Origin of the sequence: Citrobacter sp. S55_ASV_140, assembly GCF_018919505.1 — a bacterium.
Classification (GTDB): domain Bacteria; phylum Pseudomonadota; class Gammaproteobacteria; order Enterobacterales; family Enterobacteriaceae; genus Citrobacter; species Citrobacter werkmanii.
The window spans coordinates 13,314-32,788 of sequence record NZ_JAHLQZ010000035.1; the positions used below are offsets into that span (position 1 = coordinate 13,314).

At 51.4% G+C, this 19,475-nt stretch carries 19 protein-coding genes and 1 other annotated feature; of the genes, 9 read left to right on the forward strand and 10 right to left on the reverse strand.

What is annotated here, in order from left to right:
- The first annotated feature begins 46 nt into the window (after positions 1–46).
- Both KQJ18_RS08265 and KQJ18_RS08270 read left to right on the forward strand, forming a co-directional pair.
- Positions 47–676, forward strand: coding sequence for a hypothetical protein (locus KQJ18_RS08265; RefSeq protein ID WP_069323965.1), 630 nt, complete (start codon positions 47–49; stop codon positions 674–676).
- Positions 677–740: 64 nt separating this feature from the next.
- Entirely contained in the window at positions 741–1,094 is a 354-nt protein-coding gene (locus tag KQJ18_RS08270) for a DUF1428 family protein (RefSeq protein ID WP_042310059.1), read from the forward strand.
- A 51-nt stretch (positions 1,095–1,145) separates the two neighbouring features.
- Here the strand turns inward: KQJ18_RS08270 and KQJ18_RS08275 are convergent, their stop codons facing one another.
- Complete coding sequence (locus tag KQJ18_RS08275) at positions 1,146–2,699, reverse strand: EAL domain-containing protein (protein ID WP_085047627.1); 1,554 nt, start codon at positions 2,697–2,699, stop codon at positions 1,146–1,148.
- A 188-nt stretch (positions 2,700–2,887) separates the two neighbouring features.
- Between KQJ18_RS08275 and KQJ18_RS08280 the strand changes: the two genes are divergently transcribed.
- Together KQJ18_RS08280 and ykgO are read left to right on the forward strand one after the other, a co-directional pair.
- Positions 2,888–3,148, forward strand: a complete 261-nt coding sequence (locus KQJ18_RS08280) for a type B 50S ribosomal protein L31 (protein ID WP_038638331.1) — start codon at positions 2,888–2,890, stop codon at positions 3,146–3,148.
- 1 nt (position 3,149) lies between these two features.
- On the forward strand, positions 3,150–3,290 hold the full coding sequence (gene ykgO / locus KQJ18_RS08285; RefSeq protein WP_005125190.1) for a type B 50S ribosomal protein L36: 141 nt from the start codon (positions 3,150–3,152) through the stop codon (positions 3,288–3,290).
- Positions 3,291–3,363: 73 nt separating this feature from the next.
- On the opposite strand, the gene KQJ18_RS08290 is transcribed toward ykgO, so the two are convergent.
- The 6 genes from KQJ18_RS08290 to acrA all read right to left on the reverse strand — a co-directional run bounded on the left by KQJ18_RS08290 (position 3,364) and on the right by acrA (position 10,161).
- Positions 3,364–3,834 (reverse strand): YlaC family protein, encoded by a 471-nt coding sequence (locus KQJ18_RS08290; protein ID WP_069323967.1) that lies wholly within the window; start codon positions 3,832–3,834, stop codon positions 3,364–3,366.
- 116 nt (positions 3,835–3,950) lie between these two features.
- Positions 3,951–4,502: a maltose O-acetyltransferase gene (gene maa / locus KQJ18_RS08295; protein WP_121528689.1), complete on the reverse strand. Its 552-nt coding sequence runs from the start codon at positions 4,500–4,502 to the stop codon at positions 3,951–3,953.
- A 185-nt stretch (positions 4,503–4,687) separates the two neighbouring features.
- Positions 4,688–4,906, reverse strand: a complete 219-nt coding sequence (locus KQJ18_RS08300) for an HHA domain-containing protein (protein ID WP_002892050.1) — start codon at positions 4,904–4,906, stop codon at positions 4,688–4,690.
- A gap of 27 nt (positions 4,907–4,933) precedes the next feature.
- A complete protein-coding gene (tomB, locus tag KQJ18_RS08305; RefSeq protein WP_216421814.1) occupies positions 4,934–5,308 on the reverse strand; it encodes an Hha toxicity modulator TomB in 375 nt (124 codons plus the stop codon).
- 487 nt (positions 5,309–5,795) lie between these two features.
- Positions 5,796–8,945, reverse strand: coding sequence for an efflux RND transporter permease AcrB (acrB, locus tag KQJ18_RS08310; protein ID WP_216421815.1), 3,150 nt, complete (start codon positions 8,943–8,945; stop codon positions 5,796–5,798).
- Positions 8,946–8,967: 22 nt separating this feature from the next.
- Positions 8,968–10,161, reverse strand: a complete 1,194-nt coding sequence (gene acrA, locus KQJ18_RS08315) for a multidrug efflux RND transporter periplasmic adaptor subunit AcrA (protein ID WP_038638348.1) — start codon at positions 10,159–10,161, stop codon at positions 8,968–8,970.
- Between the two features lie 141 nt (positions 10,162–10,302).
- Between acrA and acrR the strand changes: the two genes are divergently transcribed.
- Both acrR and mscK read left to right on the forward strand, forming a co-directional pair.
- Positions 10,303–10,953, forward strand: a complete 651-nt coding sequence (gene acrR, locus KQJ18_RS08320; RefSeq protein WP_069323969.1) for a multidrug efflux transporter transcriptional repressor AcrR — start codon at positions 10,303–10,305, stop codon at positions 10,951–10,953.
- A gap of 127 nt (positions 10,954–11,080) precedes the next feature.
- Positions 11,081–14,446, forward strand: coding sequence for a mechanosensitive channel MscK (gene mscK / locus KQJ18_RS08325; RefSeq protein ID WP_150344742.1), 3,366 nt, complete (start codon positions 11,081–11,083; stop codon positions 14,444–14,446).
- A gap of 39 nt (positions 14,447–14,485) precedes the next feature.
- Here mscK and KQJ18_RS08330 read toward each other — a convergent pair whose 3' ends face one another.
- From KQJ18_RS08330 to priC, 3 genes are all read right to left on the reverse strand, one after another.
- Positions 14,486–15,397, reverse strand: coding sequence for an Rpn family recombination-promoting nuclease/putative transposase (locus tag KQJ18_RS08330; protein ID WP_199978884.1), 912 nt, complete (start codon positions 15,395–15,397; stop codon positions 14,486–14,488).
- A 69-nt stretch (positions 15,398–15,466) separates the two neighbouring features.
- Positions 15,467–15,634 carry a pleiotropic regulatory protein RsmS gene (gene rsmS / locus KQJ18_RS08335; RefSeq protein WP_006685679.1) on the reverse strand — a complete coding sequence of 56 codons (168 nt, stop codon included), beginning with the start codon at positions 15,632–15,634 and terminating at the stop codon, positions 15,467–15,469.
- Positions 15,635–15,648: 14 nt separating this feature from the next.
- Positions 15,649–16,176 (reverse strand): primosomal replication protein N'', encoded by a 528-nt coding sequence (gene priC, locus KQJ18_RS08340; RefSeq protein ID WP_087857063.1) that lies wholly within the window; start codon positions 16,174–16,176, stop codon positions 15,649–15,651.
- Between the two features lie 69 nt (positions 16,177–16,245).
- On the opposite strand from priC, the gene KQJ18_RS08345 reads away from it, so the two are divergent.
- The 3 genes from KQJ18_RS08345 (at position 16,246) to dnaX (ending at position 19,415) form a co-directional block, all read left to right on the forward strand.
- Entirely contained in the window at positions 16,246–16,623 is a 378-nt protein-coding gene (locus tag KQJ18_RS08345; protein WP_038638360.1) for a DUF454 family protein, read from the forward strand.
- Between the two features lie 194 nt (positions 16,624–16,817).
- Entirely contained in the window at positions 16,818–17,369 is a 552-nt protein-coding gene (apt, locus tag KQJ18_RS08350) for an adenine phosphoribosyltransferase (protein ID WP_006685676.1), read from the forward strand.
- A gap of 117 nt (positions 17,370–17,486) precedes the next feature.
- A complete protein-coding gene (dnaX, locus tag KQJ18_RS08355; RefSeq protein WP_199978883.1) occupies positions 17,487–19,415 on the forward strand; it encodes a DNA polymerase III subunit gamma/tau in 1,929 nt (642 codons plus the stop codon).
- Positions 18,748–18,812: a sequence feature (DnaX frameshifting element), on the forward strand. (Overlaps the previous gene by 65 nt.)
- Positions 19,416–19,475: the final 60 nt, after the last annotated feature.

Sequence of the window (19,475 nt, forward strand, 5' to 3'; positions counted from 1 at the left end):
ATTGCGGGGAAGATGAAAGCTATCTGAGAGTGAGAGGGGAAAAAGCATGCTGCGTCGTTTACTTCAGCTGTATATCGGTCTGGCGCTGTACGGTGTGTCGACGGCCATGTTTGTTCGCGCCGATTTAGGGGCCGATCCGTGGAACGTGTTTCATCTGGGGGTGGCCAATTTACTGTCGATGAATATCGGCGTGGTGATCATTGTCGTAGGCGTGTTGGTGCTGCTGGCGTGGATACCGCTACGCCAGCGTCCCGGATTTGGCACCCTGAGCAATGTTATTATGATTGGGCTGGCGGCAGATGCCGCGCTGGTGGTGATCCCGGGATTCGAATCCCTGCCGGCGCGTAGCGTCCTGCTGGTGACCGCGGTGATCCTGAATGCATTAGCCACCAGTTTATACATTGGCGCTGGTTTTGGCGCGGGTCCACGGGACGGCCTGATGACCGGTATTCACGCACGTACCGGCTGGCCAGTACGACGCATTCGCACCGCAATTGAAGTGTCAGTGTTGCTTATTGGTTGGCTGCTGGGGGGAACCGTGGGGGTTGGCACGGTATTGTATGCGCTGGCTATCGGGCCGTTAATTCAGATTTGCCTGCCGTGGTTTCGCCAACAGCCACAGTCGCGTATCCGAGTCAGGAGTGAACCTGGGGCACGATCGCCTGCTGGCGACTAAACTTAACCTCGACTGACGCGGCCAGAATCGGCTTGCCGCGCAGTACACTTCGGAGGTTTTTCTCATGAAGTATGTTGATGGTTTTGTCGTTGCCGTACCCGCTGAAAACAAGGAGGCGTACATTGCGATGGCGGCGAAAGCAGCTCCGCTTTTCAAGGAGTTCGGCGCATTACGCGTGGTGGAGTGCTGGGCAGATGATGTCCCTGACGGCAAATTAACTGATTTTCGCATGGCAGTGAAAGCGCAGGATCATGAAGAGGTGGTATTCAGTTGGATTGAATACCCTTCCAAAGAGGTCCGCGATGCGGCGAATCAGAAGATGATGTCCGATCCCCGTATGAAGGAATTCGGTGAGTCTATGCCATTTGATGGCAAACGAATGATCTACGGCGGATTTGCGCCCATTATGGACGAGTGATGTGACTGGCTGTGCGGCGTGCCGCCAGCCATCTCAACATCAACAGCCATGTCACAGCCGTTTTTCAGCCCACAGAATAAATTCCGCTTTTGGCAGTGCTTTACTGTAAAGCCAGCCCTGACCGTACTGCACGCCATGTTGGCGTAGCCAGGCTGCCTGATTTTCAGTTTCGATACCTTCTGCCACCATTTCCAGCTTCAGCGTCTTGGCAATCTCAATGATATGCGGCGTCACGTTGTTGTACTCCAGGGCATCAACAAAGGATTTATCGATCTTCAGGATGTCCACATCCAGATCCTGTAAATAGCTCAGGCTGGAATAGCCGGTTCCAAAATCATCGATGTATATTGAATGTCCCGCCTGACGATATTTAGCAATAAACGGCGCGCTGTTTTTCGGATCGGCAAACTCGCGTTCGGTCAGTTCCAGCGCGATTTGCGCTGGCTTAAGCTGCCAGTGCTTTACCTTCTGGCCTAACAGCGCGGGAAGCGTTTCAGAAGCCAGATCGGCTGACTCAAGATTAATGGAGATATGCTGATCCGGGTGTTGGCGCAGCCATTTTCCTAAATCGTCAAATACGCTTTCAATTATCAAACGCGTGAGGGGTTTTGTCAGTCCGGTCTCCTGCGCCATCGCGACAAAAATTTCAGGCGACAGATAGCTCCCATCGGCCTGCTGCCAACGGGCCAGTGCTTCTGCCCCGACCACTTTTCCCGTTGTGAGCGAGATAATGGGCTGGTAATGGACCTTGATATCCCGATGCTGGATAGCATCCTGCAACTGGTGATGGGGGGACTGTAAGCGACGCAAAATGCGCAGAATAAAGGCGGCGGTAAGCAGGCCGATGATAATCCCGGCCGGGAGCCAGATCAGGGCTTGTCGGTGCCAGGTTTTTTGTAATGGTAGGGTAGATGCCCAGGTGACGATCGTGATGCCCAGTTCAGGAAAGGGGCGGGCATTAAAAATATTGCTATCTTTCTGAAAATGAGTGATCGAATGTTCTTGTTTTACATGCTGCAAAACGTCCGATGGCAGCGCGGCGCTACTGGCAACCACCACGTTGCGCGCGGTGCCAATGATAGTGACTTCGATTGGCCATGAGCCAAACGGGATGACATCAATAAAGGAACCCGGATCGACCATCACGACATAATGCTCGCTACCTAAAGCTGCCATAAAACGCTTGATGCCCAAATCATTTTGCGTAGTAAGCCATGCGCGATATCCATCCGGCGTGACTTTCATTGCTGGTGGAAATGCGGCAGCCTGGCTGTTTTTTTCCAGAGATGAACATTGTGGAACATTGTCTTTGAGATACAGCACTTCCTGAATATAGCGATAGCTATATGACAAGCGACGCATTTCCAGCAGATGCTCATCACTACAAGGCACTCCCTGAAAGGACTCTATGTGGCGTAATGCTTTCCTGGCCTGCTCGCCGACGCGTTCTGTGCGCAATGCGACTCGTGTGGAGAACATATCGAGTTCATCAATAAACTTTGTTTCGACCTGACGATGTGCCAGCCACAAGCTTAAACCTACGGGGGCGAGGATAGAAAGAAACAGCACCCCTGTCACCAGGCTTATCAGATGTCGTGTTGTCACAATGATATCCTTATTAACACAGCGTAAGGAAAGTATATCCGAAAGCCGAAAAAGCTATTCGATTGGCATCATATATTTAGGGCCACTTATCACCCCGTTTGTTTGCCCGTCGCGTAAATCAGGTTGTGATTTAAATAAGAGTGGTGTACTTTAATGATTATGTTATAACGTAACAATTTGAGGTTACCATGAAACCGGATATCCATCCTTTTTATCGTACCGTGGTGTTTCACGATACCAGTGCCAATGAATACTTTAAGGTCGGTTCGACCATCAAAACCGAACGTGAGATTGAGTTCGAGGGGAAAACGTACCCGTATGTGACCCTTGATATCTCTTCTAAGTCACATCCGTATTACACCGGAAAACAAAAGACCTTTGACAACGAAGGTAGCGCAGCCCGCTTCCAGAAACGTTTTGGTCATTTTATTGGCGCTAAGCGAGGTTAAAATGCAGGTACTCAATTCGCTTCGTAGCGCAAAACAGCGGCACCCTGACTGCCAGATAGTGAAACGCAAAGGGCGTTTGTATGTTATCTGTAAAACAAATCCGCGATTTAAAGCGGTACAGGGCCGTAAAAAAAGACGTTAATTTCTTTGCCGGCATTCAGGGACTAAAGTGCGTTTCCTTTACAGGGACGCACTTTTTTATGTCAGAGGCGAAATTACTGGCTGGCCTGCGGGCGGGTGAGCGTAAACACATCGTAGAACGAGAGTTCGCCTTTACGTGAAATCATCTTTTGCAGTTGTGTTTTATGCTCGCTATCAACGGAAGGGGAGTGCAAAATAGAGTCGATGAGTGAGGAGGGAACAAAACGCGTGTTGTACCATTCACCGTTATAACAAACTCTGAAATCCAGGACGTCGATGTCTTCATAGCGATAACGCGGCGCCACGTCGAAAAAGAAAAAGCCGTTAAGTATGACAAACAGTACTACCAGCAGCCATACCGAATCGACCAGCGTTTCTGACTGTAGCATTACCGCCAGCGTGGCAAACCATGCCACATACATACCGATAAACAGCCCCGGATGTTTGCGAATAAAACTGATGCTAAAGCGCGGTTTGTTGTCGCGCTTCTCGCGAATATTTAAGTCATCGATTGTTTCGGTAAGCAGGCGCTGTATTTCTGTCATCTCTTGCCTTCGTGATATCTGCAAAATTCAGGAGCGATCGCCCTATTTTAAAAGGGGATACCACCTGAAGGTAGTAACAGATTAACCGCAATTTAGCATAACAGTTACATTTTAGATCACAGCGTTTTGATGATCCTCGCGGGATTACCGCCGACTACGCTGTTTGCCGGAACGCTTTTCGTCACCACCGCGCCAGAGGCTACAACGACATTATCACCGAGCGTGACGCCGGGATTTATCACTGCGCGGCCACCTATCCAGACATTGTTGCCGATAGTCACGGGCTTTCCGAACTCCAGGCCACTGTTGCGTTCGGTCGCATCCAGAGGGTGTGTCGCGGTATAGATATGGACGCCGGGTGCCAGCATGCAGTTGTCGCCAATATGGATTGGACAGACATCAAGCATGATGCAGTCGAAGTTAGCGTAAAATTCTTTACCGAGATAGATGTTATAACCGTAATCACAACGGAAAGAGGGTTCAATATATGCACCTTCGCTTTGACCCAGCAGATCATGCAGGATGGCCTGACGCTCACTTTTTGCCTCTGGCGAGGTGAGATTGTAGCGGTGAGTCAACTGACGAGCGCGTAGTCGGTCCTTGCGCAACGTTTCATCTGCCGGGCGATAGCGTTCGCCGGCGATCATTTTTTGCTTTTCTTTACTCATTACGAATTCCCTGTGTCCTGATGATCATTTCAGCACAGTAAAACGCAATGCAAGCAAAGGGAACGTTCCCGTTGGTTCGCTGTGATCGTAATCACGTGATTTGAATTAAATAACCATTGTAAATACGAAAATGGTCAGTCAGACAAACAAATGTCCCGCTATACCTGACTTAACCTCGAGAGCAATTAGCGAATGAATTTCCAAACGGAAGTTGGAATCTTGTCGTAGAGCTTATTCATGGTCAATTCAGCAAGACGGTGATCCGCTGCTGAGTAAAATACAGCCAGTTCGTTGTCGGACAATTCATATTTATTTTTTTCAATAACGCGCTCAAGCGTGTCAATTGTCTGGCAGCGTCGCAGGCGCATCAAATAATCTGTTTTAGTTAATGGTTTATCAGACATAACTCTTACCTATGATTGTAATAATTTTTAACAAGACAAACTAACAGGATTAGCCCTGGTGGCATTGACAAAACAGCGAAACAGTCGATTACCTGATTTCCGCCATTTCTGCAGATCCTGCGTATTAATACCATAACTGCTGAACAACATAAAAGTGTCATCCAGGTATTCATCTATCTGCGCAATCAGCTTATTGTCCTCATTGTACTTAATTTTATAATTAAGTGCGAAGGTTGCAATATGCTCTATCAGTTCATTGAGCTGCAAGCTGGTTGCAGAGGTAGGGTCGTTAACCCAGCCATGGTTACTTTGTTCAAGGTTTGTAAGACAGTCATGATACAGAGTTTCGCAGAGAAATTTAAGCTGCGCGATATCATGTCTTTTGGGTGAGTATTCATCCATAACGCATCCCCTTCTTCGTGGCTTAAACTAACCGAACACCTTCGGGATGGATACAACAAACTACCTGGAACTTGCCCGCGACTCCTGATGATTTAACTATAATCTAGTCTAAAAAAGATTTCATCGTCATATCACGAAAAATTACAATTATGCAAAATTATGACGTGGCGTCATTTTTACATTTTAACAGATAAGTACAGTTATTTGAAATCGGACAATTTCTTTATTCTTCGGGCAATCATCGGGTTATCTTCATTAGCTATCGCAACGACAGGCAACAACCGCCAGGACGGCGCGATAACCAGGAATAATCTTAATATTTATTAAGGTAAATAAGAACTCTCAACACTTTTTAAGAATAGCCTTTAAGGCTACAGGGATTATATCGCTTATTTAAGCCGGAGAAAATAAACCGAATTTCAATAAGTGGATTTTATGATTTTTCCAGAAAAAAGGCCGCTTGCGCGGCCTTATCTTTAGAGAGGTATCAATGATGATCGACTGAGTGGCTATGCTCAATATCTTCATTTTTGCGGCTAAAGCGGCGGCGTACCACCACAAAGAACACCGGAACAAAGAAGATAGCCAACACGGTTGCCGTCACCATCCCGCCCATTACGCCAGTACCAACGGCGTTCTGCGCGCCGGAACCTGCGCCGGAGCTGATTACCAGCGGCATTACGCCCAGAATAAAGGCCAATGACGTCATGAGGATTGGACGTAAACGCATGCGGACCGCGTCCAGCGTCGCCTCTATCAGACCTTTGCCTTCTTTATCCATCAGATCTTTGGCGAATTCGACGATAAGTATCGCGTTCTTCGCCGACAACCCAATGGTTGTGAGCAGGCCTACCTGGAAGTATACGTCGTTGGTCAGACCGCGGAATGTCGCCGCCAGCAATGCGCCGATAACCCCCAACGGTACTACCAGCATAACGGAGAATGGAATTGACCAGCTCTCGTACAATGCCGCCAGACACAGGAAGACGACGATCAGTGAAATGGCATACAGGGCAGGGGCCTGGTTACCGGACAGTCGTTCCTGGTAGGACATACCCGTCCAGTCATAACCGATACCGGATGGCAGTTTGCTGGCCAGTTGCTCCATCATCGCCATCGCTTCACCGGTACTTTTACCCGGTGCGGCCTGGCCTAAGATCTCCATGGAAGGCAGACCGTTATAGCGTTCCAGACGCGGTGAACCGTATTCCCAGCGTGAGGTAGAGAAGGCGGAGAATGGGACCATCTGTCCATCGCTGCCGCGCACGTACCAGTTGCCAATATCTTCCGGCAACATACGGTATTTCGCTTCAGACATGACGTAAACTTTCTTCACACGACCACGGTCGATGAAGTCATTCACGTAGCTTCCGCCCCATGCGGCACCCAGCGTTGTATTAATATCACTAATGGAAACACCCAGCGCCTGCGCTTTTTCCTGATCGATATCGATCTTGAACTGCGGCGTATCTTCCAGACCGTTAGGACGTACGCCGACTAACAGATCAGGATGTTTCGCAACTTCACCAAACAGTTGGTTACGCGCCTGGGTCAGTTTTTCATGGCCCAAACCAGCCTGGTCAATCAACTGGAAGTCAAAACCAGTGGCGGTACCTAACTCCACAATCGCTGGCAGGTTGAAGGCAAAGACCATTGCATCTTTAATCTGCGAGAATGCGCCCATCGCACGCTCGGTAATCGCCTCAACTTTATTCTCTTTACCTGGACGTTCGCTCCAGTCTTTCAGTGAGACGAACGCGATACCGGTGTTCTGACCACGACCCGCAAAACCGAAGCCGTTAACGGCAAATACCGATTCAACGTTCGCTTTTTCTTTCGTCAGATAGTAATCCGTCATTTCATCCAGCACCTTCTGGGTACGCTCTTGCGTTGCACCCGCTGGCAGCTGAGCCATTGACAGGAATACCCCCTGGTCTTCATCTGGCAGGAACGAACTTGGCAGACGAACGAACAGATAGGCCATGCCCACGACGATGATCAAATACAGCGCCAGATAACGACCGGTGCTGCGCAGAATACCGCCCACGCTGTCGGTGTAATGGTGCGTGCTCTTATCGAACATGCGGTTAAACCAGCCGAAGAAGCCTTTTTTACCTTCTCCGTGATCGCCTTTAGCAATCGGTTTGAGCATGGTCGCACACAGGGCAGGGGTCAGAATCAATGCCACCAGTACTGACAACGCCATCGCGGAAACAATGGTGATGGAGAACTGACGGTAAATTGCACCGGTAGAACCCCCGAAGAATGCCATCGGGATAAATACCGCTGACAGCACCATTGCGATACCCACCAGCGCGCCCTGAATCTGGCCCATTGATTTACGTGTTGCTTCCTTCGGCGGTAGTCCTTCTTCCGCCATAACACGTTCAACGTTCTCGACCACCACGATGGCGTCATCCACCAACAGGCCGATGGCGAGCACCATCCCGAACATCGTCAGGGTGTTTATCGAGAAGCCGAAAATCGCAAGGACGGCAAACGTACCCAACAGCACCACCGGCACAGCGATAGTCGGAATCAACGTCGCGCGGAAGTTCTGCAGGAACAGATACATGACCAGGAACACGAGGATGATTGCTTCCGCCAGCGTTTTCACCACTTCGTGAATAGAGATTTTCACGAACGGCGTGGTGTCATACGGGTAAACGATCTTCAGATCTGACGGGAAGAACGGTTCCATCTTCTTCAGTTCATCGCGGATAGCGTTTGCCGTGTCCAGGGCGTTAGCGCCTGTCGCCAGCTTGATACCCAGACCGGATGCTGGTTTACCGTTGAACTTCGCAATGATGTCGTAGTTCTCGCCGCCCAGCTCCACTTTCGCCACGTCACGTAAACGAACCTGGGAACCATCCTGATTCACTTTCAGCAGAATTTTGCTGAACTCATCGGCGGAGGTCAGACGGGTCTGCGCGATGATCGACGCGTTAAGCTGCTGGCCTTTCACCGGCGGCGTACCACCTAACTGACCGGCTGCAACCTGGGCGTTTTGCGCTTTGATTGCGTTGATGACATCAACCGGCGTCAGCTGGAAATTGTTCAGTTTGTTCGGATCCATCCAGATACGCATTGCGTACTGCGAACCGAACAGCTGAACATCGCCCACGCCTGAAGTACGGCTAATGGCGTCCTTCATGTTGGCGCCAACGTAGTCGGAAATATCCTCCTGCGTCATGGTGCCATTGGTGTTGATAACACCGACGACCATCAGGAAGCTGCTGGATGACTTCTCAACGCTAACCCCTTGCTGCTGTACTTCCTGCGGCAGTAACGGCATAGCCAGCTGCAGTTTGTTCTGCACCTGTACCTGCGCGATGTCCGCATCAGTACCAGACTGGAAGGTTAGGGTGATCTGCACGGTACCCGTGGAGTCACTGTTTGAGGACATGTACATCAGGTTATCGATACCGTTCATATTCTGTTCGATAACCTGCGTAACAGTATCCTGTACTGTTTTGGCATCAGCGCCAGGGTAGGTCGCGGAGATCGTCACTGCTGGCGGTGCAATAGTCGGATATTGCGCTACCGGCAATTTGAGGATCGCGAGCCCCCCTGCCAACATGATGATAATGGCGATCACCCACGCAAATATTGGGCGATCGATAAAGAAATTAGGCATGTCTTAACGGCTCCTGTTTAAGTTAAGACTTGGACTGTTCAGGCTGGCTACCGCTTGCGGCTTGCTGGTTGTTATCCGCGGTAATCTCCTGGGCTTTTACCTGCGCGCCAGGACGTACTTTTTGCAACCCAGTGACAATCACGCGGTCGCCCGGCTTAAGTCCATCAGTGACTAACCATTTATCGCCAATCGCTTGTGCGGCGACAATTTGACGCATTTCAACTTTGTTATCTGCACCGATAACCAAGGCACTGGCATCGCCACGCGGTGTGCGGGTAACGCCTTGCTGCGGAACCAGTAATGCAGTTGGGTTAGTCCCTTCTTCCAGGCGAGCACGGACGAACATTCCCGGTAGTAAGGTGTGATCCGGGTTAGGGAAGATGGCGCGTAACGTAATCGAACCGGTGGTTTGATCTACCGTAACATCGGAAAATTCCAGCGTACCGGCCTGCGGGAACTTGATGCCGTCATTGGTCACCAGCTCGACTTTCGCTTTACCGTTCTCTTGCTTCAGCGTGCCGTTGGCCAACTCTTGTTTCAGGCGCAGGAAGTCGTTACTTGACTGCGTCACGTCTACATAGATAGGGTCCAATTGCTGAACGGTAGCCAGTGCGGTCGCCTGACCGTTTTGCACCAGAGCGCCTTCCGTAACGGATGACTTACCAATGCGGCCGCTGATCGGCGACGTCACTTTGGTATAGGCCAGATTGATGCGTGCAGTTTCTACTGCGGCTTTCGCGGCGACAACGGCGGCGTTCGCCTGCTGTGCGTCTGCCAGCGCGCTATCGTAATCCTGTTGACTGATGTACTTAGTACCCAACAGTTTCTGATAACGTTTGACCGTCAGTTGAGCGATATTTGCTGCGGCTTGTGCTTTGGCCAGATCGCCTTTTGCGCTCTCATAAGCGGCCTGGTAAGTCGCAGGATCAATCTGATAGAGAGATACACCCGCTTCGATGTCACCACCTTCCGTGAAATTACGCTTCAGGATAATACCGCTAACCTGAGGACGAACTTCAGCAATGCGATACGCACTGGTGCGACCCGGGAGTTCGGTTGTTATCTGTAGAGGTTCAGTTTTGAGCGTAACAACTCCAACCTCTGGCATCTGCTGGCCCCCTTGTTGGGCCTGTTTGTCGTCACATCCTGTTAGCGCTAAGCTGCCTGAGAGCATCAGAACGACTGCCAGAGGCGTTAACCCTCTGTTTTTGTTCATATGTAAACCTCGAGTGTCCGATTTCAAATTGATCAATGGCTTAAAGCCCATAAACCCATTGCTGCGTTTATATTATCGTCGTGCTATGGTACATACATTCACAAATGTATGTAAATCTAACGCCTGTAAATTCACTGACCTATGGCACGAAAAACCAAACAACAAGCACAGGAAACACGACAGCACATTCTCGATGTTGCTCTGCGTTTGTTTTCGCAACAAGGGGTATCATCCACCTCGCTTGCGGAGATCGCAAAAGCCGCTGGTGTCACGCGCGGCGCAATCTATTGGCATTTCAAAAACAAATCGGATTTATTCAGTGAAATTTGGGAGCTAGCAAAACCTAACATTGATGAGTTAGAGACTGAGTATCAAGCAAAATTCCCCGACGATCCACTATCAGTATTAAGAGAAATTTTAATTTACGTTCTTGAAGCTACCGTGACAGAAGAACGCCGACGTTTGTTGTTGGAAATTATATTCCACAAATGCGAATTTGTCGGGGAAATGGCCTCTGTTCAGCTCGCTCAACGCAGTCTGTGTATTGAGAATTACGACCGTATCGAACAAACATTGCGGCAGTGCATGAATGCCAACATGCTGCCGGAAAATCTGAACACGCGTCGCGTGGCGGTGCTGTTGCGTAGCTATGTTACGGGAATTATAGAGAACTGGTTATTTGCCCCTGAATCTTTTGATCTGAAAAAAGACGCGCGTGAATACGTCGCAGTACTGCTGGAGATGTGTCTTCTCTGCCCAAGCCTGCGGGTTAACGTGGCGAAATCCTGCTAACTTTTGCGGTCTGAACCAGGAATTATCCTGGTCGTTTTGCCTGCTGCTATTCTGCTGCTCACAGCCGTGATATTCTTGCCGCTTGACTATTTCCGGTCACTTTTCCGGTTCAGAAACGTTCATTCTCATGACTATGTTGCAGCTCTATAAACGTTCACAGCATCTTATTGCTATTACCTTTCTTTTCTTCATTCTATTGCTTTTTTGCCAGTCGTCAGCATTTGCACGGGCGCAACAGAGTGGGGATCTGCCGACGAAAGCGGATATTCAGAGCCAACTGGACGCGCTGAATAAACAAAAAGATCTCTCCGCGCAGGATAAGCTGGTTCAGCAGGATCTGACCGATACCATCGCCACGCTGGATAAAATCGATCGCGTGAAAGATGAGACCGTACAGCTTCGGCAGAAAGTTGCCGAGGCGCCGGAGAAAATGCGTCAGGCGACAGATGCGCTAAATTCGCTCAGTGATGTTGATAATGACGATGAAACGCGAAAAACGCTGAGTACGCTCTCCTTACGTCAACTGGAGTCGCGCGTGGCGCAGGTATTGGATGACCTGCAAAGCGCGCAAAATGATTTGGCCGCTTATAACAGCCAACTGGTATCGCTGCAGACTCAGCCAGAGCGCGTGCAAAATGCGATGTACACCGCGTCGCAGCAAATGCAGCAAATCCGCAATCGGCTTGATGGTAATAATGTGGGGGAGGCGGCGTTGCGCCCCAGCCAGCAGGTGCTACTGCAGGCGCAGCAGGCGCTACTGAACGCGCAGATCGACCAACAGCGTAAAAGCCTTGAAGGCAATACGATTTTGCAGGACACCTTGCAAAAACAACGCGATTACGTGACGGCAAACAGCAATCGTCTTGAGCATCAGCTCCAGCTCCTGCAAGAGGCTGTAAACAGCAAACGGCTGACGTTAACCGAAAAGACGGCGCAGGAAGCGGTATCGCCTGACGAAGCTGAACGTATTCAGTCTAATCCGTTAGTGAAGCAGGAACTGGACGTCAACCATCAGCTTAGCCAGCGTCTGATCGCCGCGACCGAAAACGGCAATAACCTGATGCAGCAAAATATTAAGGTTAAAAACTGGCTCGATCGCGCGCTGCAATCCGAACGCAATATTAAAGAACAGATCGCCGTCCTGAAAGGCAGTCTGTTGTTGTCACGTATTCTGTACCAGCAGCAACAAACGCTGCCGTCGGCAGATGAGCTTGCTGATATGACCAACCGGATTGCCGATTTGCGTCTGGAACAATTTGAGGTCAACCAGCAGCGTGACGCCCTGTTCCAGAATGATGCGTTTGTCGCCAAACTGGAAGAAGGGCACAGCAACGAAGTCAACGGTGAAGTCCATGATGCCCTGCTGCAGGTCGTGGATATGCGCCGGGAGCTGTTGGATCAGCTGAATAAGCAACTGGGCAACCAGTTGATGATGGCGATTAACCTGCAAATCAACCAGCAGCAGTTGATGAGCGTGTCGAAAAACCTGAAAGGGATCCTCACCCAGCAAATTTTTTGGGTTAACAGTAACCGTCCAATGGACTGGGACTGGATCAAAGCCTTCCCGCAAACGCTTAAAGACCAGTTTAAGTCGATGAAAATCACCGTGAACTGGGAAAAAGCCTGGCCGGCGGTATTTATTGCCTTCCTGGCAGGATTGCCGCTGCTGCTCATTGCCGGGTTAATCCGCTGGCGTTTGAAATGGCTGAAAGAATATCAGGCGAAATTAGCCGCCGCGGTAGGTAACCTGCGTAATGACAGTCAGCTCAATACGCCAAAAGCGATACTGATCGATCTCATCAGAGCGCTGCCAGCGTGTCTGATTATCCTCGCCGTGGGGCTGATTCTGCTTACCATGCAGCTGAATATCAGCGACCTGCTGTGGGCGTTCAGTAAGAAGATGACCGTCTTCTGGCTGGTATTTGGTCTGTGCTGGAAGGTGCTGGAAAAAGATGGTGTGGCGATACGCCATTTTGGCATGCCTGCAAAGCAAACCAGCCACTGGCGTCGCCAGATTGTGCGTATTAGCCTGGCGTTGTTACCACTTAACTTCTGGTCAGTTGTTGCTGAACTGTCGCCGCTCAATCTGATGGATGATGTGCTTGGTCAGTCCGTTATTTTCCTCAACCTGTTGCTGATCGCCTTCCTGGTATGGCCAATGTGCCGTGAAAGCTGGCGTGACAAAGAGTCGCATGGTCTGCGTCTGGTCACCATTACCGTGCTGTCTATTATCCCGATTGCATTGATGGTGCTGACGGCGACAGGGTATTTCTACACCACGCTGCGCTTGTCGGGCCGCTGGATTGAAACGGTTTATCTGGTTATTGTCTGGAACCTGTTGTATCAGACGGTGCTCCGCGGGTTGAGCGTGGCGGCGCGGCGTATCGCCTGGCGTCGTGCGTTAGCGCGTCGTCAGAACCTGGTGAAAGAAGGGGCAGAAGGCGCAGAACCGCAAGAAGAACCGACCATTGCGCTGGAGCAGGTTAACCAGCAAACCTTACGTATCACCATGCTGGTGATGGTTGCCTTGTTTGGTGTTCTGTTCTGGGCAATTTGGTCCGATCTGATCACCGTGTTCAGTTACCTCGACAGCATTACGCTCTGGCATTATAACGCTACAGAAGCGGGGGCCGCAGTGGTGAAAAGCGTCACCATGGGCAGCCTGCTGTTTGCGATTATTGCGTCAATGGTCGCATGGGCGCTGATCCGCAACTTACCCGGACTATTGGAAGTGCTGGTGCTCTCGCGACTGAAGATGCGCCAGGGAGCGTCGTATGCGATCACCACCATTCTTAACTATGCGATCATCGCCATCGGTGCGATGACGGTCTTCGGTTCGCTCGGCGTCTCGTGGGATAAACTACAGTGGCTGGCCGCAGCCTTGTCGGTTGGTCTTGGTTTTGGTTTACAGGAGATTTTCGGTAACTTTGTTTCCGGTCTGATTATTCTGTTTGAGCGCCCGGTACGCATCGGCGATACCGTGACTATCGGAACATTCTCGGGAACGGTCAGCAAGATCCGTATTCGTGCCACCACCATTACCGACTTTGATCGCAAAGAGGTGATCATCCCGAACAAAGCCTTTGTGACGGAGCGTTTGATCAACTGGTCGCTTTCCGATACCACTACGCGTCTGGTGATCCGCATTGGCGTGGCCTACGGTTCGGATCTGGAGAAAGTGAAGAAAGTGCTGTTGCAGGCTGCGATGGAACACCCGAAAGTGATGCACGATCCGGAACCAGCGGTGTTCTTTACCGCCTTCGGCGCCAGCACCTTGGATCATGAGCTGCGTTTATACGTGCGTGAACTGCGCGATCGTAGCCATACGGTTGACGAACTTAACCGTGCGGTCGATCGTTTGTGTCGTGAAAATGACATTGATATCGCCTTTAACCAGCTCGAAGTGCACCTGCATAATGCGAAAGGGGACACCGTGACCGAAGTTAAGCGTGACATCATCAAAGGTGATGATCCGACGCCTTCGGTAGGTTAAGTTGCAATCAGGGCGGCCAGTTTGCCGCCCTGATTGTATTTAGTGAGTCAGCGCTGTCAGTTCTTCCTGCGTCAGGCCCGTAAGGTGTGTAATCAGATCCGGTTCCAGGCCGCGGGCGAGCATTTTTTGTGCGATATCACGCGCTTCTGCCTGCCGACCTTCTTCCAGCCCTTGCTGCATGCCTTCCGCTCTACCTTTTTCTTCTAACCATTCAGCAATTGTCATCAGCTGTTCCTTGTACTGTGGCGCACTCTGCGCCAGTTGGTGGACAAGTACGCCGGGTTCCGTGGTATTTCCTGCTTTCAGCATGTAATTAATCAAAACGTCGAGCTGATATTCTGTCAGGCGATCCTGCGTTAAGAGCGTAATGAGTTGATCCAATAACTCGCTCAGATCGCGTTGCCGAATATGTTTTTGCAGGAGTTCCAGCATCGCTACCCGTTGATGCTGCATGATCTGATTATCTGGCATAATGGTCAGGTCTACCAGCGCAAATTCATTGCCATAAAGCGCTTTCGCAAGCTGTGGCTCGCTAAACAACTGATGCCAGTTGAGAGTATAGGGCCACGGGCTTTCCGTACCATGATAAAACAGTACAGGTACCACCAGAGGTAAGGTTTTATGCCCGGCGTTAAGGTGATGCTGCATAGCAGCGACAGCGTAGCGCATCAGGCGAAAGGCCATTAATTTATCGGGTGTACTCTGATGCTCAATCAGCGCATAAACGTAGCCGGGTCCATGTGTTGTTTGCAGGGAATAGAGGATATCTGAATAGCAGGTGCGTAAATCGTCCTCAATAAAGCTGCCTGATTCCAGCGTTAATGTTTCCATATCGCATATATTGAGAAACGCTCGAGGCAGATGGATCTGCAAAAAATCTCGGGCGACCTCTTTTTGCGTCAGCATTTGCCGAAAGACCGCATCGTGCGGCGTGGTGGGGAGCCGTTCCATGATCTGTCCGTTATCGTCGTGATGTTGCGACGACTCTGACACCGAAGCCAATGGCAGACCAGAGGGCAATCAATCAGTTTGCGAGGCGCCTTCCGCACTTTTAAGCTTATTTTCATAATCGCGCATAACGATCTCCAGCGCGCGTAGCACTGTGCGTGCTGGAAGCTGATTTTCTTCAAGTAAAACAATCAAATCGACGGCCAGTTTGACCTCGTCCGGGGCGTTCTCTAATGACATAAATTCTCCGGGTATTAACGGGTTAAACGCGCCAGCACGGCTTCTATTCTTGCCAGCGCATGGCGACAGCGCGTCAGTCGCGCTTCGAATGCTTCTACTTCACGATGCAATTTCTGTTGTTCTTCAAAACCCGTAGCCTGGGACAGGCGCTCCTTGCGTTCACGCGTCATTTCAACCAGCCGGCGTTCAAATTCCTGGTGTTGAACCCGCTTGCGCTGCCAACGCGCCAGGCCGGGAGAGGCGCAGTCCCACTCTCTGAGCGACCAACTGGCTGTTTCGCGTGAAATCGCCTCTAACTGTGAAGCAAGGTGTTCCGCAAGCCAGCTAATTTGGGGGAGTTGTTGCTGATCCACCGCGCGGCGTAGGGCCGTGAGATTATCTTCTGCTTCATCCAGACACGCCTGCAGCAACGTGCTGCGAGTATGAAACAGATGCCTGTCAAAGCGGGCGCTAAGCGTTGTATGATGCGCCAATGGGGCACAACGCTGGCGCAGGCGGTTAAGCTGGTTTTCGAGCGTCTGTAGCAGCATGACGGTTTTCACGACAACACTCCGATGAAAATGAGAACTGTTATGCTAAAGTAGCGATTCTCTGTGTTAAGTACTCATATTATGCAACGCATTATTCTAATCATCATTGGCTGGCTAGCGGTAGTATTAGGAACGCTGGGCGTGGTATTGCCGCTATTGCCCACGACGCCATTTATCCTGTTGGCTGCCTGGTGTTTTGCCCGCTCATCGCCGCGTTTTCACGATTGGCTGCTGTATCGTTCGTGGTTCGGCGGGTATCTGCGCCATTGGCAAAAACACCGCGCGATGCCGCCGGGCGCAAAGCCGCGCGCTATTTTGCTGATATTGATTACGTTTGGTATTTCACTGTGGCTGGTCAATATGATGTGGGTACGCGGCCTGCTGCTGGTTATTCTCGCCTGTTTACTGATTTTTATGTGGCGGATCCCGGTGATTGATGAAAAACAACAAAAGCAATAAAGCGCAATAATCGCTGTTGCAATTGTCGCTCACAGCCAGTAAATTCGACCGTTTTCGAGCACAGGCGCAGGTGGTCAAAGGTTAAGCAAATGTAACCCTGGCCCTTAATATAGACACAAAATCATTCAAGACACGTCGAGGATGAAGTGTATAGTGCGCCGTGAAGTAATACCGAATTAATCAGGCACAAACTTATGACCGCGACTGCACAGCAGCTTGAGTTTCTCAAAAATAGCATCAAAAGCATCCACGACTACCCAAAACCGGGCATTCTTTTTCGCGATGTCACCAGTTTACTGGAAGACCCGAAAGCCTACGCCCTCAGCATTGAATTGCTGGTTGAACGCTACAAAAATGCGGGTATCACTAAAGTGGTTGGCACCGAAGCGCGTGGCTTCCTGTTTGGCGCGCCGGTAGCATTGGGTCTGGGCGTCGGCTTTGTTCCGGTACGTAAACCCCGCAAGCTTCCGCGTGAAGTGATCGCCGAGAGCTATGAGCTGGAATACGGCACCGATCAGCTGGAAATCCACGTTGATGCCATCAAACCGGGCGATAAGGTACTGGTTGTGGACGACCTGCTGGCAACCGGCGGCACGATTGAAGCCACCGTGAAACTGATCCGCCGTCTGGGTGGCGAAGTGACCGATGCTGCTTTTATCATTAACCTGTTTGACCTGGGCGGCGAACAGCGCCTGGAAAAACAGGGGCTGACCTGTTATAGCCTGGTTCCGTTCCCGGGCCACTAAGTCGGCTATCTCATCTCGGCTGAAGTAATACCGAGACACACAACCTCGCCGTCGCTGCGAGGTTGTGTTAGCATTATCCTCCTGTGAATCCACCCTCCAGCCTTTCAGAGCCAGCCAATGAGTTATCAGGTCTTAGCCCGAAAATGGCGCCCCCAAACCTTTGCTGACGTCGTCGGCCAGGAACATGTGCTGACGGCACTGGCGAACGGCTTGTCGTTAGGGCGTATTCATCATGCTTATCTGTTTTCCGGCACCCGTGGCGTCGGGAAAACCTCTATCGCCCGTTTGCTGGCGAAGGGACTAAACTGTGAAACCGGCATCACCGCCACGCCGTGCGGCGTGTGCGATAACTGCCGTGAAATCGAGCAGGGGCGTTTTGTCGATCTGATTGAAATCGACGCCGCCTCACGCACTAAAGTCGAAGACACCCGCGACCTGCTGGATAACGTCCAGTACGCGCCTGCGCGCGGTCGCTTTAAGGTCTATTTGATCGACGAAGTGCACATGTTATCGCGCCACAGCTTTAACGCCTTGCTGAAAACGCTCGAAGAGCCGCCTGCACACGTTAAATTCCTGCTGGCGACCACCGATCCGCAGAAGTTACCGGTGACTATCCTGTCGCGCTGTCTGCAATTCCATCTTAAAGCGCTGGATGTTGAACAGATTCGCCATCAGCTTGAGCATATCCTCAAACAAGAGCATATCTCCCATGAGCCACGCGCGTTGCAACTGCTGGCTCGCGCCGCGGACGGCAGCCTGCGCGATGCGCTGAGTCTTACCGATCAAGCGATCGCCAGCGGCGATGGTCAGGTGTCGACCGACGCGGTGAGCACCATGCTCGGCACATTGGACGATGACCAGGCGCTCTCGCTTGTTGAAGCGGTTGTCGCGGCTGACGGCGAACGCGTTATGACGTTGGTGAACGACGCCGCCGCGCGGGGTATTGAATGGGAAGCGCTGCTGGTTGAGATGTCGGCTTTGCTGCATCGCATTGCTATGGTACAGCTTTCGCCCGCCGCGCTCGGCAGCGATATGGCCGCCATTGAACAGCGTATGCGCGAACTGGCGCGAATCGTTCCGCCAACTGACATACAGCTTTACTACCAAACCCTGTTAATCGGGCGCAAAGAACTGCCGTATGCGCCGGACAGGCGAATGGGCGTCGAAATGACGCTACTGCGTGCGCTGGCTTTTCATCCGCGCATGCCACTGCCGGAGCCTGAAGTCCCGCGCCAGTCGTTTGCCCCCGTCGCGCCGACTGCGGTGATGACCCCGACGCAAGTACCTCAGCAGCCTGCGCCAGCGCAACAGCAACAGAATGTGCCGCTCTCCGAGGCCACCAGCCAGGTGCTGGCGGCGCGCAGCCAACTGCAACGCGCTCAGGGAGCAACCAAACCAAAAAAGAGTGAACCGGCAGCCGCTTCCCGCGCGCGGCCGGTGAATAATGCTGCGCTGGAAAGACTGGCCTCGGTGTCGGAGCGTGTTCAGGCGCGTCCGGCCGTCTCTGCGCTGGAAAAAGCGCCGGCGAAGAAGGAAGCGTATCGCTGGAAAACGACCAATCCCGTAGCCGAAGTCAAAGAAGCCATTGCCACGCCGAAAGCGTTGAAAAAAGCGCTTGAGCATGAAAAAACGCCGGAACTGGCGGCAAAACTGGCGGCAGAAGCCATTGAACGCGACCCCTGGGCTGCTCAGGTGAGCCAGCTTTCGCTGCCTAAACTGGTGGAGCAGGTGGCGCTTAATGCCTGGAAAGAAGAGAATGGCAACGTGGTTTGCCTGCACCTGCGTTCCTCGCAACGGCATCTTAATTCCAGCGGCGCGCAGCAAAAACTGGCCGAAGCATTGAGTACCTTAACGGGGTCAACGGTTGAATTGACCATCGTTGAAGATGATAATCCTGCGGTGCGCACGCCGCTGGAGTGGCGTCAGGCCATTTATGAAGAGAAACTCGCGCAGGCGCGAGAGTCGATTATTGCGGATAATAACATTCAGACGCTGCGTCGTTTTTTCGATGCAGACCTGGACGAAGAGAGTATTCGCCCCATTTGATCGCCAGCCTGATGGTTGGACGGTCGTCATCCCTTAACGTGATTGAGAGAGAAGCCTATG